The following is a 22,031-nucleotide window of genomic DNA, read 5'->3' as shown; positions in this document are numbered from 1 at the left end:
ACCCAACCCACTGGCACCCCCGCCACAACCCCTGATGTCATCGTCATCGGAGAAGCGCTGGTCGACGTCGTCACCTCCCCCGAGGGCACCATCGAGCACCCCGGCGGATCGCCGGCAAACGTCGCCTACGGACTCGGACGCCTCGGCGTCCGCGCCGCCCTCCTGACCTCCATCGGCGACGACGACCGCGGCGAAGCGATCCAAGCGCACCTGAGCCGCGCCGGCGTCGAGCTCCTCCCCGGTTCCACATCCCAGGGCCGCACGGCCTCCGCCACCGCCACGCTCGCCGCCGACGGCTCCGCCACGTACGACTTCGACATCAGCTGGGAGCTCCCGCAGGTTGCCCCGGCATTCCTCCCCAAGGTGCTCCACACCGGCTCGATCGCCACCTTCCTGGCACCCGGCGCCGCCGCGGTCAAGGCGCTCCTGGAACAGGCGCACCGTGAATGCATGGTCACTTATGATCCCAACATCCGGCCTGCTCTCCTCGGCACCCAGGCCCAGGCCCGTCTAATCTTCGAGGACCTGGTTCCGCTGACCGACGTGGTCAAACTCAGCGACGAAGACGCCCACTGGCTCTACCCCGGACTCGAGCTCGAGGACACGGCGAAGCGCATTCTCGAACTGGGCGCAGGACTGGCCGTCGTGACCTGCGGCTCCGAGGGGTCCCTGCTGGCAACCCCGGCCACACAGCTGCATATCCCTTCCATCAGGTCGGTGGTCGCCGACACCATCGGCGCCGGCGACTCCTACATGGCCGCACTGATCTACGGACTGCTGGCCCGCGGAACGGACGGCCTGGCCCCGGCCGTACTGGAAACCCTCGGACGAACAGCCTCGAAGGCCGCAGCCATCACCGTCCGCCGGCCAGGCGCCAATCCACCCACCGTTGAAGAACTGCTGGCGGACCTTCCGGAGGTTGCTGCAGTCCCCGCCGCCTGACATGGACAACGACGACCTGCCGCTGGACAACTCAGGCAACGCGGGGTCACTTCCGGCCGCTTCCGGACACAATATGCGGCCCTAGGTGACCCCGCGTTGCCGGCGGTTCCGCCATTCCCGCGTTTCACTCATTGAAAATTTCCAGGAACGCATCCTCAAAGCTCCGGCGGACATCGAGCCGGGTGGAGGCCATGCCTGAGGGCCAGCTGCGCAGGACTTTGTCCGACGTGCACCGGACCGGCATCGCCATGATCCGGCGGTCGGCGCCGTCGTTGACGGTATCCGTCGCCGCGCCGATCTTCGATGCACAGGGCACCGCGGTGGCCGCGCTTTCGATCGTCGTCCCGGACGGGACCACTCCGGCGAATGTCCTGGCTCCCGCCGTGCGGGCCACGGCGAGGGCTGTCTCACGCAACCTGGGCTTCCGCACGGCGTTGGAGGATGACGTCCGCGCCCACTCGGAAGGCTGACCGTCCTGCCGGGGCACCCTTTCGCCGGCAGCGCGTCGGCGCTGCCGGTCTACCTGACCGCCTCCACCGCCAGGTGCTGCACCCGTCCGTCCACGAGCGTCGCCAACACGTGAGCGGCAGCCAGGTCATCCGGGGCAACCGAGAGCGGATCGACGTCGAACACAGTGAAATCCGCACGCTTGCCCACGGTGACTGACCCGGCGACCGCCCACTCCCCCGCAGCCATGGCAGCGTGCGAGGTGTAGCCTTCGAGCGCCTGCAGTGCCGTGAGGGCCTGGCCCGGAACGATCGGCTGTTCGCCCGGGCGGCCAGACCGCCGTCGTAATTGCGCGTCCGCCAGGATGGGCAGCGGTTCGAACGGAGCGATGGGCCAGTCGGAGCCGAGCCCCAGGGTGGTTCCCGCCGCGCGGAGGTCCGCACACCGCCAGGCGTTATTGGCCCGTTCCGGTCCGAGCCGGGTGGACCAGTTGTCGGTGTGGTCGGCGCGGGAGTAGTGCGTGCAGTGGGTGGGCTGCATGCTGGCCACCAGGCCCGAGCGGGAGAACCTCCCGATGAGGGCGTCCGGCACAGTTTCGAGGTGTTCGATTCGGTGCACGGCGGACGGTCCGCCGGGAGGCAGGGACTCGAAGGCATCCAGGACTGCAGCCACTCCGGCGTCGCCGATCGCGTGCGTGGCCGTGGGAATGCCACGGCCGGCGAAGTACCGCACCGCGGCCGCGTACTCCTCGGGGCGCGGCCAGAACGGGGCCACCGACGCCCCATAAGCGTCGGGCTCGAACAGCCACGCGGTGCCGTTGTCCACCGTCCCGTCAACGAACAGCTTGATGCCTGCCACCTCCCAGCGTCGTCCGCCGAGTCCGATCTGTTCCGCAAGCCGCTGCCAGTCTTCCTCGCCGCTGCCGGGCATGCACCACGGCGAGATCCGCAGGCGCAGCGGGAGCCCGCCGTCCAGGTCGTCTTCGAGTGCCCGGAAAAGCTCCAGTGAACCCTCCCCGCAGTCCATCACGTGCGCCCCCGTCAGCCCGGACCGCGCGAACTGCGTGAAGAATTCGGCCAGCCTCGCCTTCCGTTCGTCGAAGGACTCCGCCGGCATTACCTGTGCCACGAGTTCGATGGCAGCGGCCTCCAGCAGGAGCCCGGTGGGCCTGCCGCTGTGGTCGCACACCACTTCTGACGCCTGGTCGAACGCCCGCGGTCCGGTGATCCCCGCCAGTTCGAGTGCCCCGGAACTGGCCAGCGCGGAATGCCCGTCGAAGAGGCGGATGAGGCACGGACGCCCGGAGACGACGTCGTCAATCAGCTCGCGATGGGCCGCGGCGGATCCGAACACATTGGGGTCCAGGCCCCAGCCCCGCACCCAGTCCCCCGAGGGGGCTGCTTCCGCTTCGGCACGCAACAGTGCGCGCACGCCGGCGAGGTCGGCGGCGCCGGACAGGTCGGTGCCGCGCGTCAGTTCCAGTCCGAAAACAGGGTGGACGTGGCAGTCCACCAGCCCGGGCGTCAGCACGGCGGCACCGAAGTCGATGACCTCCGCGGCCGGCCAGTTTTCGGCGTCGGAACGGCTTCCGACGGCGGCAATCACGCCGTCCTGGACTGCCACCGCCTGCAGCGCAGGACTTTGGGCGGGACTGCCATCCATCGTGTGGATGGTATCGGCCAGGATGATCAAATCAGGATTCATGGGTTTCGAAGCTTCCAATCTGCGCGAAGATCGCGGGACGGTGGCGGCGCACCCAGCGGGCGGCCAGGAGCCCGGCAATGAAGACGAGGGGCGTCACCAGGATCAGGATGGTGTTGGTCAGTGCGTCGGCGAACGTGAGCAGCTCGATGTTCAGGCCGATCAGCAGCACCACACCGAAGAGCAGAATCGCCGAGGCCAGGCTGAGCGGCACCATCAGCTTGTGCGTCGCGGCGGCGGGGTTCCGGCGCAGGTAGAGGAACGCCGCGACCGACACCAGACCCTGGAGCCCCACGATGCCAAAAATTCCCGGCGTGTTCACCCAGATCAGCAGCTGCTGGTAGGGATCTGCGTTGAGCAGGGCGCAGATGGTGATGACCACCGCGGCCAGGACGGTCTGCAGCTGGCCTGCCCGGTGCGGGGACTGGAACCGGTGGTGGGTCCGGCCGAGGAAGGCGGGCAACACGCCGTCGCGGGCCAGCATGTACACGTAGCGGTTGATGGCGTTGTGGAAGGCCAGCTGCGAAGCGTAGACGCTGGTGACGATCAGGAGGTACATGACCACTTCCGCCCACGGGCCCACGTAGTGGTTGATGGTCTGGAAGAACATCCCGCCGCCCAGTTCACCCGCGGCTTGCACGGCGCGGTCTTCGCCGTACGCCTGGACCACGGTCCACACAATGAAGGCGTAGAAAACGGACATGAAGCCGACGGCGATGTACATGGCCCGCGGCACGGATTTGTCCGGGTTTCGGGCCTCGGAACGGTACAGCACGGTGGACTCAAAGCCCATGAAGGCGGCGAAGCAGATGCCAAGGATCGCCAGGACGCCAGGTCCGAACGCCTGGTCCGGGCTGAAGGAACCCACGCTGATCCCGTGGGCTCCGCCGCTGCTGAGGATGCCCACCCCCATCACGGCGAGGATGCCCGTCTCGGCCACGAGGAGCACTCCGAGTACCTTAGCCCCTACGTCGATCCCCCGGTAGCCGAGGAACCACACGGCTGCGACGGCGGCCAGCGCGATGGCCGGCCACGGCACCTCGAGCCCGAAGAGCACTTTGAACATGTCGTGGGTCTGGACGGCGAAGAGGCCGTACACACCGATCTGGAGGCAGTTGTAGGAGACGATCGCCAGGATGGCGGAGGCCAGCCCCACGGTCTTGCCCGTGGCCAGCGAAATGTAGGTGTAGAATCCGCCGGATGCCTTGACGTGGCGGGTCATGGCCATGAAGCCGATGGCAAAGAGGGTGAGCACGATGCCCGCCAGCAGGTAGCCGGCCGGGGCGCCGATGCCGCCCACGCCGATGGCTACCGGCGCCACGCCTGCCATGACGGTCAGCGGCGCCGCTGCCGAGATGACGAGGAAGGCGATGCCGCCCGTACCGAGGGCATTGCGCTTGAGGGCGCCGTCCGCGGACGACGTCGGTGGTCTGGTTTGGGTATCCGGCACTAGTCCGTCCTTTCTTGGGAGCCCAGCTAAACGAAAGGCTTTCGTTTATTATGGATGCGTGTGGCGCAGAGCACAATAGCTGTCATTTTCCGAAGTCGTTGCACGCAATGTCCAAAGTCGTCTGCACGGCCACTACATGTCCGGAAGGGGATCAATCTGCGGACACGTGGCGCATTACCGGGATCGGAGACCAGCGGCTCGACAAGCGAATGGTGGACTCGACAATCGTTGAGTGCCGTCTGTTCTTCACTCCTGGCGAGGACTGCTATCTGCCAGGGATCGACACGGCGCTTCAAAACCTCATCACACCTGAGCGGGCGAAGGCTAGGCGCTCCTTGAAGCAGTACGTGGCTCAGGTAGTCGTCGGCCCGCGCATCGGGCCTCAGGCGCTATCTCTCACTCGGGCCGCCTCGAAATTGACAACGGATTGGGCCGCGGCATCTTGCTTGGCACTGTTCTGGTCGCGATGGATTACATCTAAGGAATTGCCCATGGGAAGCCCTACTCATTGGTCATTAAGCGCTACCGACTCAGGACCAGTGGCTCTTCGATTCGCACTGGTGGCTCCGCGGGTCGCGTCACTTTCAGGCAGGGGGCGGTGGCGGTCCCCCCTTTGGCGTATAGCGACAGACGGGTGCTGTCCGGCCCGGGAAATATCAGGCCTGTCATGGTGACCAGCCCGTTTTGGGCGAAGACTTCCACTGAGCAGTGGTCGATGAAGAGGGTGAGAGTGTATGAGCCGTCAGAGTCCTGTTTCAGTGGTGCCGTATCGGTGGAAGCAAAGGCGTCATGGAATTCCGTGTTGCCGGAGCTTTTCCGGTCCATGATGAGCCGGTTCTCGGAGGGACGGATGCCGATGCGTGTGCCGTCGGTGCCGTTGCCTCGAATGATGAGTCCGAATTCCTCTGCGGATCCCGGGATGAAGATCACCTCGATGATCTCTACCGGCGCTCCGGTGTGCAGGTGGCGCATTCCTTCATCTATTGCAAGATCAGCCCAGGTGCTCACCGACAGTGCGTTGCCGGTTCGATATTCGTCGGCGACCCGTTGGGACAGTCGGGGCTGGCCCTGATGTGTGACCAGGGAGATTTCGCGTACGAGTGACATGGAACTGCGCCATGGCCAGGTCGGGATGGCGGCGCCGTATTGCCAGTTGTTCATCCAGCCGACCATGAGACGGCGCCCGTCGGGTGCGTCGTTGAAGGAGACGGCCGCGTAGTAGTCACGCCCCCAATCGAGCCAGTGGTAGGTGTCGAGGTCGGCCGTTTGGTTGCTGCCGTCGGTGACTGTTGTTTGGGATGTGAAGGCCACGCCGTCGAAGCGGCCGACAAAGTATTGGCCCCCTGATCCGCTATTGGGCCCTCCGGGGTTGAGATTCACGGTGAGAACCCATTTGGTCTGCTCTTCGTCGCCGTCCAGTGGCAAGGGGAAAAGGTCAGGGCACTCCCAGACGCCGCCGGTGGCGTTGGCGGGTCCGAAGCTGCTGAGGTAGTGCCAGTCCCGAAGGTTATCGGAGCTATAGATGACCACTTTGTGCTCGTTTGCTTCGACTGCCACCATGACCCAATAGCTGCCCGGGGGGCCGCTATAGCGGAACACCTTCGGGTCGCGGAAGTCTGCGGAGTTCCTGTCGAGGACGGGGTTGCCCTGGTGCTTCGTCCAGGTGTAGCCGCCGTCGGAGCTCCAGGCCAGGGACTGGGCCTGTGTGCCGCGGCGGGCTGAGCTGTCTTTGTAGGCGCTGGTGTAAATTGCCACCAGCGGGGCGGCCTGCCCGTTGCCGAGGCCGCTGGTGTTGTACTGGTCGATGACGATGCTGCCGGAGAAGATGTCCTCTTCGGCGTCGCAGAGGATGGCCACGGGCTGCTCGTCCCAGTTGACCAGGTCCACCGAGGTGGCGTGGCCCCAGGACATGTTGCCCCAAACGTTCCCGAAGGGGTTGTTCTGGTAATAGAGGTGATAAATGCCCTCGTGGTAGACGAGCCCGTTCGGGTCGTTCAGCCAGGTGTTTTTGGCCGTGTAGTGGATGGCGGGCCTGAAGATGTCATCCTCGTGGGCGGGATTAGCAGTCATGACGTTGGGTGCCTTTGTGGGTAATCGGTGGGGTACGCTGCGCGCAGGTGGCGGCCGCGGCGGCTGCCGGGTGGCTTCCGGTCATCAAGGAAACGCACCCGCCGGTGGGCGGTTGCGGACGGACGTGCACCCCGGAGGGGCGGGTTCTCCCAGTGCTGGGGGATGCCGGCCCCCCGGCAGGTTGTCGCCTTAGCGCAGCGTTGAAGCCGTGTGTTTCAGTGGCAGCCGCAGGAAGTGCGCAGTACGAGTTCGGCGGGGAAGATATTGGTCTGAGTTTCTTTTCCGGGCGGCGCCAGGAGGGCATCGAGGGCGGCTTGGGCCATGTCCTTGACGGGCTGGGCGACTGTGCTGAGCCGGGGCCAGGTGTATTCAGCTTCGGGTGAGCCGTCGAAGGAGAACACCGCGAGGTCCTCCGGCACCCGCAGGCCGCCCTCCTGGAGGGCGCAGAGCAGAGCAACTGCCTGCTGGTCGGAGCTGACGAAGACCGCGGTCGGCCGCTCGCTGCGGGCCAGCAGCTCCTGCCCGGCGCGGTACCCGCCCTCGCGGGTGAACGGAACCCGAACGATCGGGCCCGGGGTGAGGCCGGCGTCCTGAATGCCCTGGCGCCACCCGACCTCGCGTGCGTCGAGGTCGCCGCCAGCAGTGTTGCCCATGACCAGCCCGATGCGTTCGTGGCCGTGGCTGATGAGGTGCTCAACCGCCATGCGCGCTCCGTCCCGGAAGGCTACTCCGACGGAGTTGGCGTCGTGGTCTCCCGCGCTGTGTTTCATGACGGCGGGACTGCCTGCTGTGGCAAGGTCGGTGCTGTGGTTCAGGAGCACTACGGGGATGTCTGCCTGTTCAAGGTCCATCAGATCGGGATCGGACAGTTCGCTCCAGAGGAACAGTCCGTCCACCTTCCGGGCGGCGAAGTTCTTGATGAGGCGGCGCTCTGTCCGCAGCGAAGCCTGAGAGTCCGCCAGCAGGAGGGTGTAGCCCCGCTCGGCCGCGGCGTTCTCGACGGCGCGGGCGAGCGAGGCGAAAAACGGATTCAGGGCATCGGGGATGATCATGGCGAGCATCTCACTGGAACCTAAGGCAAGTGCCCTGGCTGCCGCGTTGGGCCGGTAGCCCAGCGCCCTGATTGCCTGCCGCACCTTGGCCTCGTTCGCAGGGGAAACGGCCCGGGGCCCGCCGTTGACCACGTAACTAACGACGGCGCTGCTGACCCCTGCCAGCCGGGCAACATCGTCGCGTGTGATGGGCTTGGCTTGTGAGGTCGGGTGCGGCATGGCAACCATGCTATCGGCGTTTCACTTGGCGGACTCGCGAAGTACCGGGCGGGGCAGCTCTGCCGGAGCGTCGCCGAAGTCGGGCACCGGCAGGCGTTCGCCGCCGCGCAGGGCCGACTGGTGGGCCACAATGCCGGGAAGCGTGTAGCGGGCCGCTTCCCAGGCGTTGACCGGAGGCAGTGTGCCGGTGTTGATGGCGGTGACGAAGTCGTCCACGAGGAAGTGGTGGCTGCCCTCGTGGCCGTTGGCCAGGCCGCGGAACTCCGCCGGCAGCCGTCCCGCGTCATGCACGGATGCCATGCCGGAAATAAAGGCATCGCGCAGAGCAGGGGCCACGTCGGCCAACATCGGGTCATCCGCGTCCATGGTTGCCTGGGTCTCGAGCTGGTCACTGATGTCTGTCACGGCGTGCTTGTCCTGCCAGACGCTGACCAGGGCGAGCTGTTCCATGCTTGCCTCGGTGCCGAAGTAGCGGAAGCGGCTCTCGCGCAGGTGGGAAGGGTAGCCCACCCTGCGGAACTCGTTGATGCGCATGGACCCGCCGCCGGCGAGTTCGAACAGTGCGCTGGCGTTGGAGAAGTCGTTGGCGAACATGCTCACCTCACGGTCAAAGACGCCGTCGCCGCGCTCATCCCGGACCCCGACGCAGCTGACGCTGACGGCGTGGGAGCCGGTTGCTCCGAGCACCCCGCCCACGGAGTGGGTGGGGTAGAGCATGGGCGGGTAGCTGGCGGTGCGCTTCCAGTTTTCGCCGCCGCTGTACTGGTAGGCGTCGTAGAAGCCGAGGTCCATGTCGTGGACGTAGTCGCCCTCAGCGTAGAAGATCCGACCGAAGGCACCCTCGGCATTCTTCTTGCGGGCAAAGACGGTTGCCGGGTTGTAGTAGCTGGTCTCACCCATCATGTACGTCAGCCCGGTCTCGCGGACCGCTTCGATAATTTCTGCGATCTCCTCTTCGGAGATCGCCATCGGCACGGCGGAGTAGACGTGCTTGCCGGCGCGCAGCGCCTGCAGCACCAGGGGTCCGTGGGTCCAGCGCTGGGTGAAGATCGCTACGGCGTCGACGTCGCTTTCAAGCATTGCCTCGAAGCTGTCGAACGTCCCTGACGCGCCGGCGCTGCTGCTTTGGGCCTCTGCACGCTCAGTGATGAGGTCGGTGAGATAGATGTCTGAGATTCCGGGGTGGGCGGCGAAGAGCTTGGCGAATACGCCTGCGAACTGTCCCGCACCAACGATTCCAATTGAAGAAGTCATGAAAAAAGTATGGCCATGAAATCTACGCGCGTCAATAGTGCTTTTTTGATTAGCCAAAAACCTCTGTTTCTCAGGGAAGGTGTTGCGTTTTTCCAAGCTACGCGCGTAGAGTAGCGGTCAATTGTTACCTGCCTCACAGGAGAGGGATCAAAGATGACCACCATTACCAAGGACCCACCCGCCGCAGCGCATAAGATGCCGCAGCGTTCAAACCGCGGCCGTCGCAGGGCCAAACTGCGTGACGTCAGGATCGCACTGCTGTTCATCCTCCCGGCGATGATCGGCCTCGTTGCCTTTTGTCTGGTCCCGACCATCCGCGGCGTCTACCTGAGCTTCACCGAGTACAGCATCCTCGGCGAGCCCAAATGGGTCGGGGTCGACAACTACACGGCGATCTTCAAGGATGAGCTCTTCTGGAACGCGATGGCTGTGACCATCCAGTACGTCGCAATCAACATCGTCTTCCAGATAGTCATCGCCCTCGGCCTGGCGCTGCTGATGCACCGCGTGGCCAAGTCCGCGTTCGTCCGCGGCGCACTGCTGCTGCCCTTCCTGGTGGCCAACGTGATCGTCGCCCTGCTGTGGTTCTGGATGCTCGACTACCAGATCGGCATCGTCAACGAAATCATCAGCTGGCTGGGCCTGCCCCGCGTCGCCTTCTTCGGCAGCGAGCAATGGGCCATCCCCACCATCGCGTTCGTCAACGTCTGGCGCCACATGGGCTACACCGCCCTGCTGATCTTCGCCGGCCTCCAGGCCATCCCCCACCATGTCTACGAAGTGGCCTCCCTGGACGGCGCCTCGCCCACCAGGACGTTCTGGAGCATCACCATGCCGCTCCTGCGCCCGGTCCTGGCACTGGTCCTGGTGGTCACCGTCATCGGATCGTTCCAGGTCTTCGACACCGTCGCGGTCACCACCGGCGGCGGCCCGGTCAACGCCACCCGCGTCATCCAGATGTACATCTACCAAAAAGCCTTCGGCGAATCGGACTTCGGCTACGCCTCCGCCCTGTCCGTCATTCTCTTCGTGATCCTTGCACTCGTGGCCTTCATCCAGATGAAGTTCCTCAAAGGCAACGAATCGGACCTGGACTAAGGAACACCAGCCATGACCACTCAAACACTCACCACCCGCAAAGCCCTCGACTGGCGCCGCGTCGGCGCTTGGGCCCTCATCGCCCTGGCGCTCATCGTCACCATCTTCCCGTTCCTCTGGATGCTCCGGACGGCCCTCTCCAGCAACCACTCCTTGGCCTCCAACTCCGGGAACCTTTTGCCGGCGGACTTCTCCTGGGGCGCGTTCAAGCGTGTCTTTGGAATGCAGACCACAGAGGAGGCCATCGCCGAAGGAGGTTCCGGGGCAGTCATCGACTTCTGGCTGTACCTGCGCAACTCGATACTCTTTTCCACCGTGACAACCGCAGCCCAGGTCTTTTTCAGCGCACTTGCCGCCTACGCCTTCGCCCGGCTCCGCTGGCCCGGGCGTGACAAGGTCTTCTCCGTGTTCCTGGCCACCATGATGATTCCGGGGATCTTCACCGCGCTGCCCAACTTCCTCATGATCAAGAACCTGGGACTGCTGAACACGTTCGCCGGCCTGACGCTGCCCTTCCTGTTCATGTCCGCGTTCGCCATCTTCTTCCTGCGGCAGTTCTTCCTCAGCATGTCCCGCGAAGTGGAGGAGGCAGCCATGCTCGACGGGGCCAAGAGCCTGCGTATCTTCTTCCAGATCGTCCTGCCCAACGCCGCCGCACCCATGGCCACCCTCGCGCTGCTGACGTTCATCGGCCAATGGAACGAATACTTCTGGCCACTGCTGGTCGGCAACGACGAGAGCATCCGCGTCCTCACCGTGGGCCTCAGCGTCTTCAAGTCCCAGTCCCCCCAGGGCGCCCCGGACTGGTCCGGACTCATGGCCGCCACCATCGTTGCGGCAGTGCCCATCCTCATCCTGTTCCTCGCCTTTGGCAAAAAGGTGGTCAACTCCATCGGATTCTCCGGCATCAAATAGACCGCCAATCCAACCGCTCACCCCCACCAAAGTCCACTCCGGGCACCTCATGCCCTCTTCGAAAGGTCCATCATGAAAAAAACCCTAGGCGCCGTCGCTGCCGCCGCAGCCATCGCCATCTCCCTCTCCGCCTGCAGCGGCGGATCCACCTCCACCGAGGCCAAGGGCGAAATCAACTATTGGCTGTGGGATGCCAATCAGTTGCCCGCTTACCAGCATTGCGCGGCGGATTTCACCAAGGCCAACCCGGACATCAAGGTCAAGATCACCCAGCGCGGCTGGGGTGACTACTGGACCACCCTGACCAACGGATTCGTCGCCGGAAACGCCCCGGACGTCTTCGCCGACCACCTGTCCAAGTACCCGGAGTTTGCCTCCAAGAAGCAGCTGCTGGCCCTCGACGACGCCGTGGCCAAGGACCACGTCGATCTCTCGATCTACAACAAGGGCCTGGCCGATCTCTGGGTGGGCCAGGACGGCAAGCGCTACGGCCTTCCCAAGGACTGGGACACCGTGGGCCTCTTCTACAACAAGGCCATGACCGACGCCGCCGGCATCACGGCCGAGCAGATGGCCAAGCTGGATTGGAACCCCAAGGATGGTGGCAGCTACGAGAAGACCATCGCCCACCTGACCGTTGACAAGAACGGTAAACGCGGAGACGAAGCCGGCTTCGATAAGAACAATGTGGCCGTCTACGGCCTGGGTTTGGAGTCCTCGGGCTCGGGCCAGGGCCAGACCCAGTGGAGCTTCCTGACGGCCACCACCGGCTGGACCCACACGGACAAGAACCCCTGGGGCACCAAGTTCAACTACGACGACCCTAAGTTCCAGGACACCATCGCCTGGTGGGCCGGGCTGGCGGACAAGGGCTACATGCCCAAACTTGAAACAACGGTAGGCGCCAGCATGCAGGACAACTTTGGCGCCGGCAAGGCCGCCATCAACAGCCAGGGCGACTGGACGACCGGCCAGTACACCGGCTACAAGGGCATCCAGACCGGCATCGCACCCACCCCGACGGGACCGGACGGCAAGCGCGCGTCCATGTTCAACGGCCTGGCCGACTCCATCTGGGCCGGCACCAAGAACCCCGCAGGAGCCACCAAGTGGGTCGAATACCTCGCCTCCTCAGCCTGCCAGGACGTCGTCGCGTCCAAGGGAGTCGTCTTTCCCGCCATCAAGTCCTCCACCGCCAAGGCTGCCGCGGCTTTCAAAGCCAAGGGCGTCGACGTCACCGCCTTCACCCAACAGGTGGAGGATGAAACGACGTTCCTCTTCCCGATCGCGGACAAGGCTGCCAAAGTTGACGGCATCATGAATCCCGCCATGGACGCAGTGGTCTCCGGCAAGGCCCCGGCCAGTTCCCTCACCCAGGCCAACGAAAAGGTCAACGCCCTCTTCAAATAACCATTCGACGCCACGGAGGGGCGGGCCCTTTCGGTTGCGCCCCTCCGCCCGCGCGACGACGATCTACAGGACCATCATGTACACCGATGCATCAAATGAAGACCTCCTCCACATTCGCGTCCAGAAACGCAGCCAACTAGAGGACCAACTGGACAAAGCCGTGAACATCCTCGCCGAGCGGGCCCCGCTCTGCGGCGGCAAAGGGATCCTCGTTGCCCGGCACTCCCCCCGGGACTTCACGGTCCAGCTCCACCCGGATATCCCGTACGGATCCATCCAGGAAAAGCAGGAATGGTAACCCGCGATGGGAACAGCTTCCCCTGGAAACCGTGACCAGGAACCACTCATCCCACGATGAATAGCAGCCGAAAACCACCTCAACCAACAGAGAACCCCGTGACCCCGGACCTGCACGTGAGCGGTCCCGACAGGATGAACCTATGACTTACCCCGCTGCGGGAAACCGCTACGAGTCCATGCCCTACCGCCGTGTCGGACTCAGCGGCCTCAAACTTCCCGCCATCTCCCTGGGCCTGTGGCACAACTTCGGCGACGACAAGCGCTTCGATGAACAGCGCGCCATCCTCCGCCGCGCCTTCGACCTCGGCGTCACCCACTTCGACCTCGCCAACAACTACGGACCCCCGGACGGCTCGGCAGAGACCAACTTCGGCCGTCACTTCAAGGACGACTTCGCCCCGTACCGCGACGAACTCATCATCTCGACCAAGGCCGGCTACGACATGTGGCCGGGCCCCTACGGCAACTTCGGCTCCCGCAAATACCTGCTGGCCAGCCTCGACCAGTCGCTGGGCCGGATGGGCCTGGACTACGTGGACATCTTCTACAGCCACCGCCCGGACCCGGAAACCCCGATGGAAGAGACCATGGGCGCCCTGGACCAGGCCGTGCGCTCCGGCAAGGCGCTCTACGCCGGCATCTCGTCCTACACCCCGGAACAGACCCTCGAGGCGGCGCTGATCCTGAAAGAACTGGGCACCCCGCTGCTGATCCACCAGCCCAGCTACTCCATGCTGAACCGCTGGACCGAGAACGGCGCCCCCAACCTGTACGAGGCGCTGGACCAGGTTGGTGCCGGCTCCATTGCGTTCTCCCCGCTGGCGCAGGGAATGCTGACGGACCGCTACCTGAACGGCATCCCGGCCGATTCGCGCGCGGCCAAGGAACGGTTCCTGTCCGAATCCGCGCTGACCGAGGACAAACTGAACCGCGTCCGAGGGCTCAACACGATCGCCGCCGGCCGCGGGCAATCACTGGCGCAGATGGCCATCGCCTGGATCCTCCGCGACCAGCCCAAGGGCTCGCCCGTCACGTCCGCGCTGGTGGGTGCTTCCAGCGTCCAGCAGCTCGAGGACACGCTGTCCGCCATCAACAACCTGGCGTTCACGCAGGAGGAGTTGACGGCGATCGACGAGTTCGCCGTCGAATCCGATATCAACCCCCGGGCGGAGAAGAGTTCCGCTGTCGGCAGGTGGAGCTAAAGTGTCCGGCTGGGACCTGACCCGTGGCCTCGGCACCCGCCTCACCATCATCAGTGCCGGCCGGCATCGCCCCTACCCCGGAAGGCCCCGAGGGCAAGCGTTCAACGGACTTGCCAACTCGATCTGGGCCCGCACCAAGAACCCGGCTGCTTCCGCCAAGTGGGTCGAGTACCTCGCCCCGGCTGGCTGCCAGGACGTCGAAGCCTCCAAGGGCGTAGTTTTCCCACGAAGGACGCCCCAGCACCTTGATTGAGGCCAACGAGAAGGTCAACGCCCTCTTCAAGTAGGCCACCAGCTCTATTGCTTGCGTGCCGCGGGCGTCTAATTCCCCCGCAGTACTCGACCCCCTACTCCCACACAGAAGGACAGCATTTCATGGATCCCCTCCACCTCCGTTCCGCCGGAACCACCCTAGTGATCAGCTTCGACAGCGGGGAGGCTGAGGTCATCCACTGGGGCGCGGACCTTGGCAGCACGCTGCCGGACCTCGCCATCCTCACGGCGGCCATCCCGCCGTCGTCCGTCGACGCCACTGTACCGACTGGCCTCCTGCCGCAGGCTTCAGCCGGCTGGCGGGGCCGTCCCGCCCTGCGCGGCCACCGCATCGCCGACGGCGTCTCCGGCTTGGACTTCTCAGCCCGCCTCCGCGTAGTGAGCGCCGCTGCCGAGGGGACCTCCGCGGTGATCGTCCAGTCCGATCCTGAGGCCGGCCTCACAGTCTCCTCCGCCCTGACACTGCACGACGGCGGCCTGCTGGAGTTGCGCCACACCCTCACCAACGATGGCACCACGCCCTATCAGCTCGACGAACTGGCCACCGTCCTCCCTGTGGCGCCCGAAGCCGTCGAAATCCTTGACCTGACCGGGCGCTGGTGCCGGGAACGCCACCCGCAGCGCCGCCCCATCCAGCAGGGCACCTGGGTCCGCACGGGCCGGCACGGCCGCACCGGGCACGACTCCTCCCTACTCTTCGCCGCCGGAACCGCCGGTTTCGGCAACCGGCACGGGCAGGTCTGGGCCACTCATTTGGCCTGGAGTGGCAACCACGAGCAGTTCGCGGACAGCATCGGGGACGGCCGCACCATGATCGGCGGTTCGGAGCTCCTGGGCCCCGCCGAGGTCGTCCTTGAGCCGGGCGGCAGCTACACCACCCCCACCTTGTTCGCCGCTTACTCGGACCGCGGCCTGGACGGCATCAGCGAGGCGTTCTACAACTGGTTCCGGTCCCGCCCCCATCACGTTTTGCCCGCCGCAGCCACCGGCCTGCCCACCGGCAAGCCTCGTCCGGTCGTGCTGAACGTCTGGGAAGCGGTCTACTTCGACCACAACCTGGCCACCCTGATGGAACTGGCTGACTCCGCCGCGGAGCTTGGTGTTGAGCGTTTTGTTCTCGACGACGGCTGGTTCCGCGGACGCCGCGACGACCGCGCCGGCCTGGGCGACTGGTACGTCGACGAATCACTCTGGCCCGACGGCCTCACGCCACTGATCAACGCCGTTACCTCCCGCGGCATGGAGTTCGGCCTCTGGGTGGAACCGGAAATGGTCAACCTCGACTCCGATATTGTCCGTGCGCACCCCGAATGGATTGTTGGCCCGTCCGCCCAGAGCTACAAGGACGGCGGCCGCCTGCCACTTGAATGGCGGCAGCAGCACGTCATCGACCTCGTAAACCCGGAGGCGTGGCAGTACATCTACGACCGCATTGACGCCCTTCTGAGTGAAAACAACGTCAGCTACCTCAAATGGGACCAAAACCGCGACCTGCTCGAACACGGGCACGGCGGACGCTCCTCGGTCCACGAGCAGACCCTGGCCGCCTACCGTCTGTTCGACGAACTCCGCAAGGCCTATCCGGGCGTCGAAATTGAGAGCTGCTCCTCCGGCGGAGCACGCGTGGACCTAGGGATACTGGAACGCACAGACCGTATCTGGGGCTCGGACTGCAACGATGCGCTGGAACGCCAGACCATCCAGCGCTGGACCGGCGTGGTGGTTCCGCCGGAGCTGGTGGGCGGACACATTGGGCCCACAACCTCGCATACCACGGCGCGCACGCACGACCTGTCCTTCCGCGCCATCACCGCCCTGTTCGCCCACTTCGGCATGGAATGGGATGTCCGCAGCGTTCAGGGCGCCGAGCGGGAGGAGCTCAAACGCTTCATCGGCCTGTACAAGGAACACCGCGGCCTGATCCACAGTGGCCGGATGATCCGCGCCGACGTCGCTGATGACTCGCTCATGCTCCACGGCGTGGTGGCCGACGGCGGCGCAGACATGGGTGAAGGTTCGACGGCGGCGCTGTTCGCCCTGGTCAGCACACGCACCGCGTTCGCTGAACAGCCCGGCCGGATCTCCATCCCCGGTCTGGAGCCGGACCGGGAGTACCGGGTGGAGGCCGTCTTCCCGGCTCCGGGTGACGCCGACTATTCGCACACGTTCACGCAGGTCCAGCCCCCGGCCTGGATGGCGGACGGCGCAGTGGCCAGCGGGCGTTTCCTCGCCGAGGTGGGACTGCCCATGCCCGCCCTCAACCCCGAACACGCACTGCTGCTGAAATTCACCGCACTGTAGCAACGGGAAAGGTGCTGCCCCGCCGTTTCCGCCGCTCTCCGCACGTCGCGGGGCCCCGCCGACTAGGCTGGGCTTGACCTTCAAGAGCTGCAGTCAGGAGAACACATGGGGCGCCCGCTCCTCCCGCTGATATCCGTGGAGGCCCTCACCACAGCCGCCCTGGAACTGGTGGATGAGAGCGGCGATTTCAGCTTCCCGAAACTGGCGAAGAAGATCGGCGTCAGCCAATCCTCCATCTATAACCACGTCAGCGGCAGGGACGAGATCCTGGAGCTCCTGCGCCACCGGATCATCACCGAGGAGCCGTATCCGCCGGTGGACCACAGCGACTGGGAGGCTGCCCTCCGGGTCCTGATCCGTACCTACCGGGACGCGTTCGTCCGCCACCCCCGGCTGGCCCCGCTGTTGGTCCTTCAGACGATCACGGATCCGGATGTCATCGGCCTCTACGAGGACCTCGCGCTGGCCCTGGAGAGTGCGGGGTTCCGGGGACGGGACGTGGTGGCGGCCATCTCCACGATCGACAGTTTTGCCTTGGGCGCAGCCCTGGACCTGGCGGCTCCGGAAGTTGTCTGGGACCCGCCGGCGGAGGGCTATCCCACACTCAAGCGCGCGCTCGGCAACGCAGGACCATCGGAGGAACGGGGCGGGCACGCCTTCGACTTCGGCCTGGATGTAATTATCGGCGGGCTCCGGGCCAGGCTGGCTGCCTGACGCCGCCTTGGCGGCGCCGTACAGGACGAAGCGTCAGTCCCCGGCGGTTTTCGCGGCCTTGGCAGCGGCCTTGGCAGCCTGCTTGCTGGCGCGCACCTTGCTCAGCGACTCCGGATCCACAATGTCGGCAACAGACAGGAACGCATCCTTCTGGCCGTAGTGGCCGGCGGCCTCGCGCCAGCCTTCCGCCTGGAGTCCGCACTGCTTGCCAAGGAGCGCAAGGAAGATCTTGGCCTTTTGCTCGCCGAATCCGGGCAAGGCTTTGAGCCGGCGCAGCACCTCCTGGCCGTCGGGGTCACCCTGCGTCCAGATGGTTGCGGCGTCCCCGTTCCAATCGCGGTGCACAGTCTCGGCGAGGGCCTGCACACGTCCGGCCATGGATCCCGGGAAGCGGTGCACTGCCGGCCGCTCCTTGAACATCTCCACGAAGCCCCGGGGGTCGTACCCGGCGATCGCAGCGGGCTCCATGGATCCGATGCGCGTCCGGATCTTTTCGGGACCGGCGAACGCCGACTCCATGGTCACCTGTTGGTCAAGCAGCATGCCGGTGAGCAGCGCAAACGCGTCATCGCTGAGCAATTTATCGGCAGCGGGGTCCCCTGTGATGTGCAGTTCCATGCGTCCTATCCTTGCACCCGCCCCGGTCAGCGTCATAGGGTGCGCCTGTGTTCAGGTTACGCGGCCGGGGAGCGGCCCTTTAGCCGTCCGTGCACCGTGGCCACACCCCATGCGGCCAGGAGCAAAGCGATGAGGAGCAGTCCGGCGTCGCCCAGGTCGATTTTTCCCAGCCAGGTGGTCAGCGGGTCATCGAGGCCAAAGGCAGCGTTGAAGAATCCGCCCAGCGTGATGACGGAGACGAACAGGGCGGACACCGCCGAAATACCCGCGATCACGGCGTTGAATCCCAGTTTCCGCAACGGATTGTGGATGGCCGACCTGTACATGTGCATCATTGCGACGCCGTTCGTGGTGTCGCACAGCGTCATGGCGGCGGTGAACGCCAGCGGGAGCGCCAGGAGGGCCAGCGGGGAAACTCCGGCCAGGGATGCCGCCGTCGTCATGACCAGCAGTCCGATGGTGGTGGCAGTATCGAAGCCCAGCCCGAAAAGGAATCCGATCACGTAGATGTTCCGCGGCCGCTGGACACGGGACAAGGGTTTGGCCAGCAGCCGTGCAACGAACCCCTTCGCCTCGAGATCCTCGACCCGCACTTCCCCGCCACCCTGAACACTCCGGTAGGCCTGTGCGGCCCGCACAAACGCGGAACCGTTGAAAAGTCCCATGGCCAGCAGGAACAGCCCGGAGACGCCGCTGCCGACCAGCCCCAGCACCAGGTTCCCGGTGGTGCCATCCTCCATGAACTGGCCCACCATCGCTGCGCCGCCCACCACCAGGATGCCGGCCAGGATCACCACCGAGCTGTGGCCCAGGCTGAACGCGAACCCGACGCTCACCGGGTCCTTCCGCTGGGCCACGAACTTGCGCGTCGAATTGTCGATCGCGGCGATGTGGTCCCAGTCGTAACTGTGTTTGATGCCCGCCAGGTAGGCAGTGAGCACCAGGCTCAACGCCAGCGGCTGTCCCGCCGTCGCTGTTCCGGCGCCGAGGCTTCCCGCCCCAAGACTTCCGGCCCCCAGACTTCCGACCCCAAGACTTCCGACCCCAAGACTTCCGACAAGGAGAAGCACGACGGCGGCAAGGTGGAGTGCGGCCACCGCACCGAAGGTGATCATCAGCCTCGTCCGGACCGGCAGCCGCTCCCGCTCGCGGTAGAGCGCGGCGAACTGGGTCAGTGTGGTCATCAGTACTTCCTCAGGTTCAGGCGCGCCTGCCCGTACCAGCGTTTCCGCAGCAGCGCCGTGCAGTCACCCAGCAGCGTGGCGAGTTCCTCTGTGCTGTTGGACAGCGACCGCAGGACCAGGCCCACAGTTCCGCCAACGGACACCGTGAGGGACACCCCGGTGTAGGCGTCGTGGCCGGCCGTTAGGGCATGGAGTTCGTCGGCGAGCGCTTGGTCCACGCGGGCGTCCACCACCACGAGCGAACCCAGGTGGCTGTAGCCCTCCATGAACCCCATGCCGGTGACGTCGCTGCAGGGCGGCCGGATCAGCAGGTTGTCCAGCGCCAGAAGGTCGGTGCCTGGCGTGCCTGCGACGTGGATCTCGGTGCGCAGCCGCAGTTCCTCGTAGCGGAACGACGCCCCGTCCGGGGACCATCCCGGCGTGACCACCTCGGCCATCACCAGACTCGACGACGGCCGGACCGTAATGTGCGCATTCTGCCGGTAGCTGGCCTCCCGGTACGCAATGACCTGGTCAGGAGCGAGCTCCAGCTGCGCCCCCTCCCCCAGCCGGACGGTCATCCGCTGCTCGGCAAACGACCCCGGAGTCCGGTAAATCTTGGTGGCGGACTGGGTGGTCAGCAGCAGCTTCGCCCCATCGCCCACCTCCACGTTAATGACATAAAGATCAGCCCCAAGATAGGCGCCTCCAGGATTCACGAGCACATAACAAACCTGCCCCGACTCATCCAGATAGTGCGGCCGCAAAACCCGCAAGGCGCCCCGATGGTACTGATGCGAGGCCACGGACTTTCCCGCGCGCTGCTCGATGCGCAAGGCGAGCTCCCCCATGGCCGCTGATTGAGCCTGTCCAAATCCCCGGGTCTCGCTCCCCACCGGCTCGACCAGCGGGGCCGAACCACGCGCCGTCGCGCTCATTGCGCCAGGTCGAGCATCAGGACGTCCCTGCGGACCCATTCGATGACGGCGTCCAGCCCTTCATCCGTTTTCAGGTTGGTGAAGCAGAACGGCTTGGCACCTCTGAACTCGCGAGAGTCCCGCTCCATGACAGTGAGGTCGGCGCCGACGTGCGGGGCGAGGTCGGTTTTGTTGATGATGAAGAGGTCGGACTTGATCATGCCCTGCCCGGCCTTGCGGGGGATCTTTTCGCCCTGCGCCACGTCGATGATGTAGATCGAGAAGTCCACCAGTTCGGGGCTGAACGTGGCGGAAAGGTTGTCGCCGCCGGACTCGACGAAGATGACCTGGAGGTCCGGGTGGCGCTTTTTGAGCTCCTCGATGGCTGCGGTGTTCATGGAGGTGTCTTCGCGGATGGCGGTGTGCGGGCAGCCGCCGGTTTCGACTCCGATGATCCGGTCCTCCGGAAGGATTCCGTTGGCGGCCAGGATCTTGGCGTCCTCGATGGTGTAGATGTCGTTGGTGATCGCGGCCATGGAAATTTCGCGACTCATGTGGCGGGTGAGACGCTCCACCAGCTGGGTCTTGCCGGCGCCAACCGGGCCGCCGATGCCGATCTTGATGGGTTCAGACATTGTGTCCTCCTACTAGCTCATGAACATGCGGGCACGTTGGCGCTCGTGCCGCATCTGCGAAATTTCCAGCCCGGGGCTGACTGCCCCAAAGTCGTCCGGCGAAAGGTGGCTGACGTGCCCGACGGCGGCAGCGACGCCGTCGGACGCTTTCCGCAGCAGCCGTTGGCCGGCGTTCTGCCCGAGCGGAATGGCTCGCACCGCATTCTGGGTCAGCGAGGTGACCGCGGCGAACAGGTAGGCGGCGAGCGCTTCGGGAAGCGGGACGCCCAGGGAACGGGCGACGACGGCGAACGCCAGCGGCTGATGGCCGGCGGCCCGGCCTGCGGTCACCAACTCCCGGTACGCCACGAGCTCGGGAGACGGAAAGACTTCGGAGCCGATCTCCAGCAGCCGGGTGCCCATCTTGATGCTGGCCTCGCGGAGCTGCCGCGGCAGGAGCTGAGCCGTGAGCAGGGAATCCAGCTCCTCAACCGGGCCGCCCTCATAAAGGAACCGGATGGCCAGCCCGTCAGAGTACGTCAGCTGCTGCCCGATGAACGCTGACAACCACACCCCGAAAGACTCCTCGTCATGCACCAGCCCGCGCTCAATATAGGTCTCAAAGCCAAGAGAGTGCGCAAACGCCCCAGTGGGCAACGCGGAGTCTGTGAGCTGCTGCAGGGCGAGCTGATAGCCCCCGCTGATTGCGCCTGGGGCCACGACCGCAGGGTTCCCTGGCCGGGCTTGCGGGGTTAGGGAGCGGTTGGGGAGCGAAACCTGGTCTCGACAAGCTCGACCGGCGGAGCCCGCTCGACCGGCGGAGTCCGCTCGAGCGGCGGAGTCCGCTCGACCGGCGGAGCCCGCTCGAGCGGCGGACTCGATCTCAGTGCGAGTGTTCGGCATGGCGGAAGGGTACGGGCATGACGCGTTCCTGGCGGTCGTAGGGGACTCCGACGTGTTTGAGGTAGTCCTCCACGGTGTGGTCGTACTGGCACACCATGACCTCGGCCGCATACTCGGAGGCCGCGTCGAAGAACTGCGCCTGCAGGTGCCGGTTGCCAAGGGAGTGCGCCACGACGCCCATTTCGTGGACGGTCCGTGGCGCGATCACCAGTACATCGGTGGGGAGCACTGACACCACGATCATGTTGGATTCGGCTACGAAGAGGACGTCCCCGTCGCGGAGGTCCGCAGAACCTGCGGGAAGCCGGATGCCCAGTTCCTTGCCGTGGTCGGTGATGACGCGCTGGATGCGCTTGACCAGCTGGGCGCTGGGCAGCACCACCTTCTCCGTGTGCAGCCCGAAGTACGGATCCGTACCCGGGGCCTGGTCGTGCAGGTTGCCCAGGATCTTCTCGATGATCATGTCGT

General features: G+C 65.4%; 20 protein-coding genes and 1 pseudogene. 10 read left to right on the top strand and 11 right to left on the bottom strand.

Annotated features, from left to right (window positions below; all coding sequences use genetic code 11):
* The first annotated feature begins 39 nt into the window (after nucleotides 1–39).
* The gene (locus tag LQ144_RS13825; protein WP_230119281.1) at nucleotides 40–942 is read left to right on the top strand and encodes a carbohydrate kinase; all 903 of its coding nucleotides are present in this window, start codon (nucleotides 40–42) and stop codon (nucleotides 940–942) included.
* A gap of 191 nt (nucleotides 943–1,133) precedes the next feature.
* Nucleotides 1,134–1,412 carry an IclR family transcriptional regulator C-terminal domain-containing protein gene (locus tag LQ144_RS13820; protein ID WP_230119279.1) on the top strand — a complete coding sequence of 93 codons (279 nt, stop codon included), beginning with the start codon at nucleotides 1,134–1,136 and terminating at the stop codon, nucleotides 1,410–1,412.
* Nucleotides 1,413–1,461: 49 nt separating this feature from the next.
* On the opposite strand, the gene LQ144_RS13815 is transcribed toward LQ144_RS13820, so the two are convergent.
* The 5 genes from LQ144_RS13815 to LQ144_RS13795 form a co-directional block, all read right to left on the bottom strand.
* Entirely contained in the window at nucleotides 1,462–3,093 is a 1,632-nt protein-coding gene (locus LQ144_RS13815; RefSeq protein WP_230119278.1) for an amidohydrolase, read from the bottom strand.
* The gene (locus LQ144_RS13810; RefSeq protein ID WP_230119277.1) at nucleotides 3,083–4,540 is read right to left on the bottom strand and encodes an APC family permease; all 1,458 of its coding nucleotides are present in this window, start codon (nucleotides 4,538–4,540) and stop codon (nucleotides 3,083–3,085) included. Before LQ144_RS13810 ends, LQ144_RS13815 begins: the two co-directional genes overlap by 11 nt.
* A 522-nt stretch (nucleotides 4,541–5,062) precedes the next feature.
* Nucleotides 5,063–6,610: a glycoside hydrolase family 32 protein gene (locus LQ144_RS13805; RefSeq protein ID WP_230119276.1), complete on the bottom strand. Its 1,548-nt coding sequence runs from the start codon at nucleotides 6,608–6,610 to the stop codon at nucleotides 5,063–5,065.
* A 215-nt stretch (nucleotides 6,611–6,825) separates the two neighbouring features.
* Nucleotides 6,826–7,881, bottom strand: a complete 1,056-nt coding sequence (locus LQ144_RS13800) for a LacI family DNA-binding transcriptional regulator (protein WP_230119275.1) — start codon at nucleotides 7,879–7,881, stop codon at nucleotides 6,826–6,828.
* A 21-nt stretch (nucleotides 7,882–7,902) separates the two neighbouring features.
* Nucleotides 7,903–9,135, bottom strand: coding sequence for a Gfo/Idh/MocA family oxidoreductase (locus tag LQ144_RS13795; RefSeq protein ID WP_230119274.1), 1,233 nt, complete (start codon nucleotides 9,133–9,135; stop codon nucleotides 7,903–7,905).
* Nucleotides 9,136–9,288: 153 nt separating this feature from the next.
* Between LQ144_RS13795 and LQ144_RS13790 the strand changes: the two genes are divergently transcribed.
* The 8 genes and pseudogenes from LQ144_RS13790 to LQ144_RS13755 all read left to right on the top strand — a co-directional run bounded on the left by LQ144_RS13790 (nucleotide 9,289) and on the right by LQ144_RS13755 (nucleotide 17,348).
* A complete protein-coding gene (locus LQ144_RS13790; protein WP_230119273.1) occupies nucleotides 9,289–10,233 on the top strand; it encodes a sugar ABC transporter permease in 945 nt (314 codons plus the stop codon).
* Nucleotides 10,234–10,245: 12 nt separating this feature from the next.
* Nucleotides 10,246–11,148 (top strand): carbohydrate ABC transporter permease, encoded by a 903-nt coding sequence (locus LQ144_RS13785; protein WP_230119272.1) that lies wholly within the window; start codon nucleotides 10,246–10,248, stop codon nucleotides 11,146–11,148.
* A gap of 72 nt (nucleotides 11,149–11,220) precedes the next feature.
* Complete coding sequence (locus LQ144_RS13780; protein ID WP_230119271.1) at nucleotides 11,221–12,558, top strand: sugar ABC transporter substrate-binding protein; 1,338 nt, start codon at nucleotides 11,221–11,223, stop codon at nucleotides 12,556–12,558.
* A gap of 76 nt (nucleotides 12,559–12,634) precedes the next feature.
* Nucleotides 12,635–12,856 (top strand): hypothetical protein, encoded by a 222-nt coding sequence (locus LQ144_RS13775; RefSeq protein WP_230119270.1) that lies wholly within the window; start codon nucleotides 12,635–12,637, stop codon nucleotides 12,854–12,856.
* 142 nt (nucleotides 12,857–12,998) lie between these two features.
* Nucleotides 12,999–14,060 (top strand): L-glyceraldehyde 3-phosphate reductase, encoded by a 1,062-nt coding sequence (gene mgrA, locus LQ144_RS13770; protein ID WP_230119269.1) that lies wholly within the window; start codon nucleotides 12,999–13,001, stop codon nucleotides 14,058–14,060.
* A gap of 62 nt (nucleotides 14,061–14,122) precedes the next feature.
* Nucleotides 14,123–14,286 (top strand): annotated as a pseudogene (locus LQ144_RS13765) (sugar ABC transporter substrate-binding protein); the annotation flags it as partial.
* A gap of 149 nt (nucleotides 14,287–14,435) precedes the next feature.
* Nucleotides 14,436–16,634, top strand: a complete 2,199-nt coding sequence (locus LQ144_RS13760; protein WP_230119268.1) for an alpha-galactosidase — start codon at nucleotides 14,436–14,438, stop codon at nucleotides 16,632–16,634.
* A 105-nt stretch (nucleotides 16,635–16,739) separates the two neighbouring features.
* Nucleotides 16,740–17,348, top strand: coding sequence for a TetR/AcrR family transcriptional regulator C-terminal domain-containing protein (locus LQ144_RS13755; protein ID WP_230119267.1), 609 nt, complete (start codon nucleotides 16,740–16,742; stop codon nucleotides 17,346–17,348).
* 33 nt (nucleotides 17,349–17,381) lie between these two features.
* On the opposite strand, the gene LQ144_RS13750 is transcribed toward LQ144_RS13755, so the two are convergent.
* The 6 genes from LQ144_RS13750 to ureE all read right to left on the bottom strand — a co-directional run bounded on the left by LQ144_RS13750 (nucleotide 17,382) and on the right by ureE (nucleotide 22,026).
* Complete coding sequence (locus tag LQ144_RS13750) at nucleotides 17,382–17,966, bottom strand: HhH-GPD-type base excision DNA repair protein (protein ID WP_230119266.1); 585 nt, start codon at nucleotides 17,964–17,966, stop codon at nucleotides 17,382–17,384.
* 56 nt (nucleotides 17,967–18,022) lie between these two features.
* Entirely contained in the window at nucleotides 18,023–19,150 is a 1,128-nt protein-coding gene (locus LQ144_RS13745; RefSeq protein WP_230119265.1) for a nickel transporter, read from the bottom strand.
* Nucleotides 19,150–20,067 carry an urease accessory protein UreD gene (locus LQ144_RS13740; RefSeq protein ID WP_230119264.1) on the bottom strand — a complete coding sequence of 306 codons (918 nt, stop codon included), beginning with the start codon at nucleotides 20,065–20,067 and terminating at the stop codon, nucleotides 19,150–19,152. The genes LQ144_RS13745 and LQ144_RS13740 overlap by 1 nt, the downstream gene beginning before the upstream one ends.
* Nucleotides 20,064–20,681 (bottom strand): urease accessory protein UreG, encoded by a 618-nt coding sequence (gene ureG, locus LQ144_RS13735; protein ID WP_230119263.1) that lies wholly within the window; start codon nucleotides 20,679–20,681, stop codon nucleotides 20,064–20,066. The genes LQ144_RS13740 and ureG overlap by 4 nt, the downstream gene beginning before the upstream one ends.
* Nucleotides 20,682–20,693: 12 nt before the next feature.
* Nucleotides 20,694–21,365, bottom strand: coding sequence for an urease accessory protein UreF (locus tag LQ144_RS13730; RefSeq protein WP_230119280.1), 672 nt, complete (start codon nucleotides 21,363–21,365; stop codon nucleotides 20,694–20,696).
* Between the two features lie 178 nt (nucleotides 21,366–21,543).
* Nucleotides 21,544–22,026 (bottom strand): urease accessory protein UreE, encoded by a 483-nt coding sequence (ureE, locus tag LQ144_RS13725; protein ID WP_230119262.1) that lies wholly within the window; start codon nucleotides 22,024–22,026, stop codon nucleotides 21,544–21,546.
* Between the last annotated feature and the right edge of the window lie 5 nt (nucleotides 22,027–22,031).

The sequence above is a fragment of the Arthrobacter sp. Bi83 genome, from assembly GCF_918698095.1.
In the GTDB taxonomy this organism is placed as follows: Bacteria; Actinomycetota; Actinomycetes; order Actinomycetales; family Micrococcaceae; genus Arthrobacter.
This window is presented reverse-complemented; position numbering and strand designations above follow the sequence as displayed.

Bases quoted from the DNA above. Each gene is read 5' to 3' on its own strand.
- LQ144_RS13820 (WP_230119279.1), top strand. From the start codon at position 1,134: ATGCCTGAGGGCCAGCTGCGCAGGACTTTGTCCGACGTGCACCGGACC.
- LQ144_RS13815 (WP_230119278.1), bottom strand. From the start codon at position 3,093: ATGAATCCTGATTTGATCATCCTGGCCGATACCATCCACACGATGGAT.
- LQ144_RS13805 (WP_230119276.1), bottom strand. From the start codon at position 6,610: ATGACTGCTAATCCCGCCCACGAGGATGACATCTTCAGGCCCGCCATC.
- LQ144_RS13800 (WP_230119275.1), bottom strand. From the start codon at position 7,881: ATGCCGCACCCGACCTCACAAGCCAAGCCCATCACACGCGACGATGTT.
- LQ144_RS13795 (WP_230119274.1), bottom strand. From the start codon at position 9,135: ATGACTTCTTCAATTGGAATCGTTGGTGCGGGACAGTTCGCAGGCGTA.
- LQ144_RS13790 (WP_230119273.1), top strand. From the start codon at position 9,289: ATGACCACCATTACCAAGGACCCACCCGCCGCAGCGCATAAGATGCCG.
- LQ144_RS13785 (WP_230119272.1), top strand. From the start codon at position 10,246: ATGACCACTCAAACACTCACCACCCGCAAAGCCCTCGACTGGCGCCGC.
- LQ144_RS13780 (WP_230119271.1), top strand. From the start codon at position 11,221: ATGAAAAAAACCCTAGGCGCCGTCGCTGCCGCCGCAGCCATCGCCATC.
- LQ144_RS13775 (WP_230119270.1), top strand. From the start codon at position 12,635: ATGTACACCGATGCATCAAATGAAGACCTCCTCCACATTCGCGTCCAG.
- mgrA (WP_230119269.1), top strand. From the start codon at position 12,999: ATGACTTACCCCGCTGCGGGAAACCGCTACGAGTCCATGCCCTACCGC.
- LQ144_RS13760 (WP_230119268.1), top strand. From the start codon at position 14,436: ATGGATCCCCTCCACCTCCGTTCCGCCGGAACCACCCTAGTGATCAGC.
- LQ144_RS13755 (WP_230119267.1), top strand. From the start codon at position 16,740: ATGGGGCGCCCGCTCCTCCCGCTGATATCCGTGGAGGCCCTCACCACA.
- LQ144_RS13750 (WP_230119266.1), bottom strand. From the start codon at position 17,966: ATGGAACTGCACATCACAGGGGACCCCGCTGCCGATAAATTGCTCAGC.
- LQ144_RS13745 (WP_230119265.1), bottom strand. From the start codon at position 19,150: ATGACCACACTGACCCAGTTCGCCGCGCTCTACCGCGAGCGGGAGCGG.
- LQ144_RS13740 (WP_230119264.1), bottom strand. From the start codon at position 20,067: ATGAGCGCGACGGCGCGTGGTTCGGCCCCGCTGGTCGAGCCGGTGGGG.
- ureG (WP_230119263.1), bottom strand. From the start codon at position 20,681: ATGTCTGAACCCATCAAGATCGGCATCGGCGGCCCGGTTGGCGCCGGC.
- ureE (WP_230119262.1), bottom strand. From the start codon at position 22,026: ATGATCATCGAGAAGATCCTGGGCAACCTGCACGACCAGGCCCCGGGT.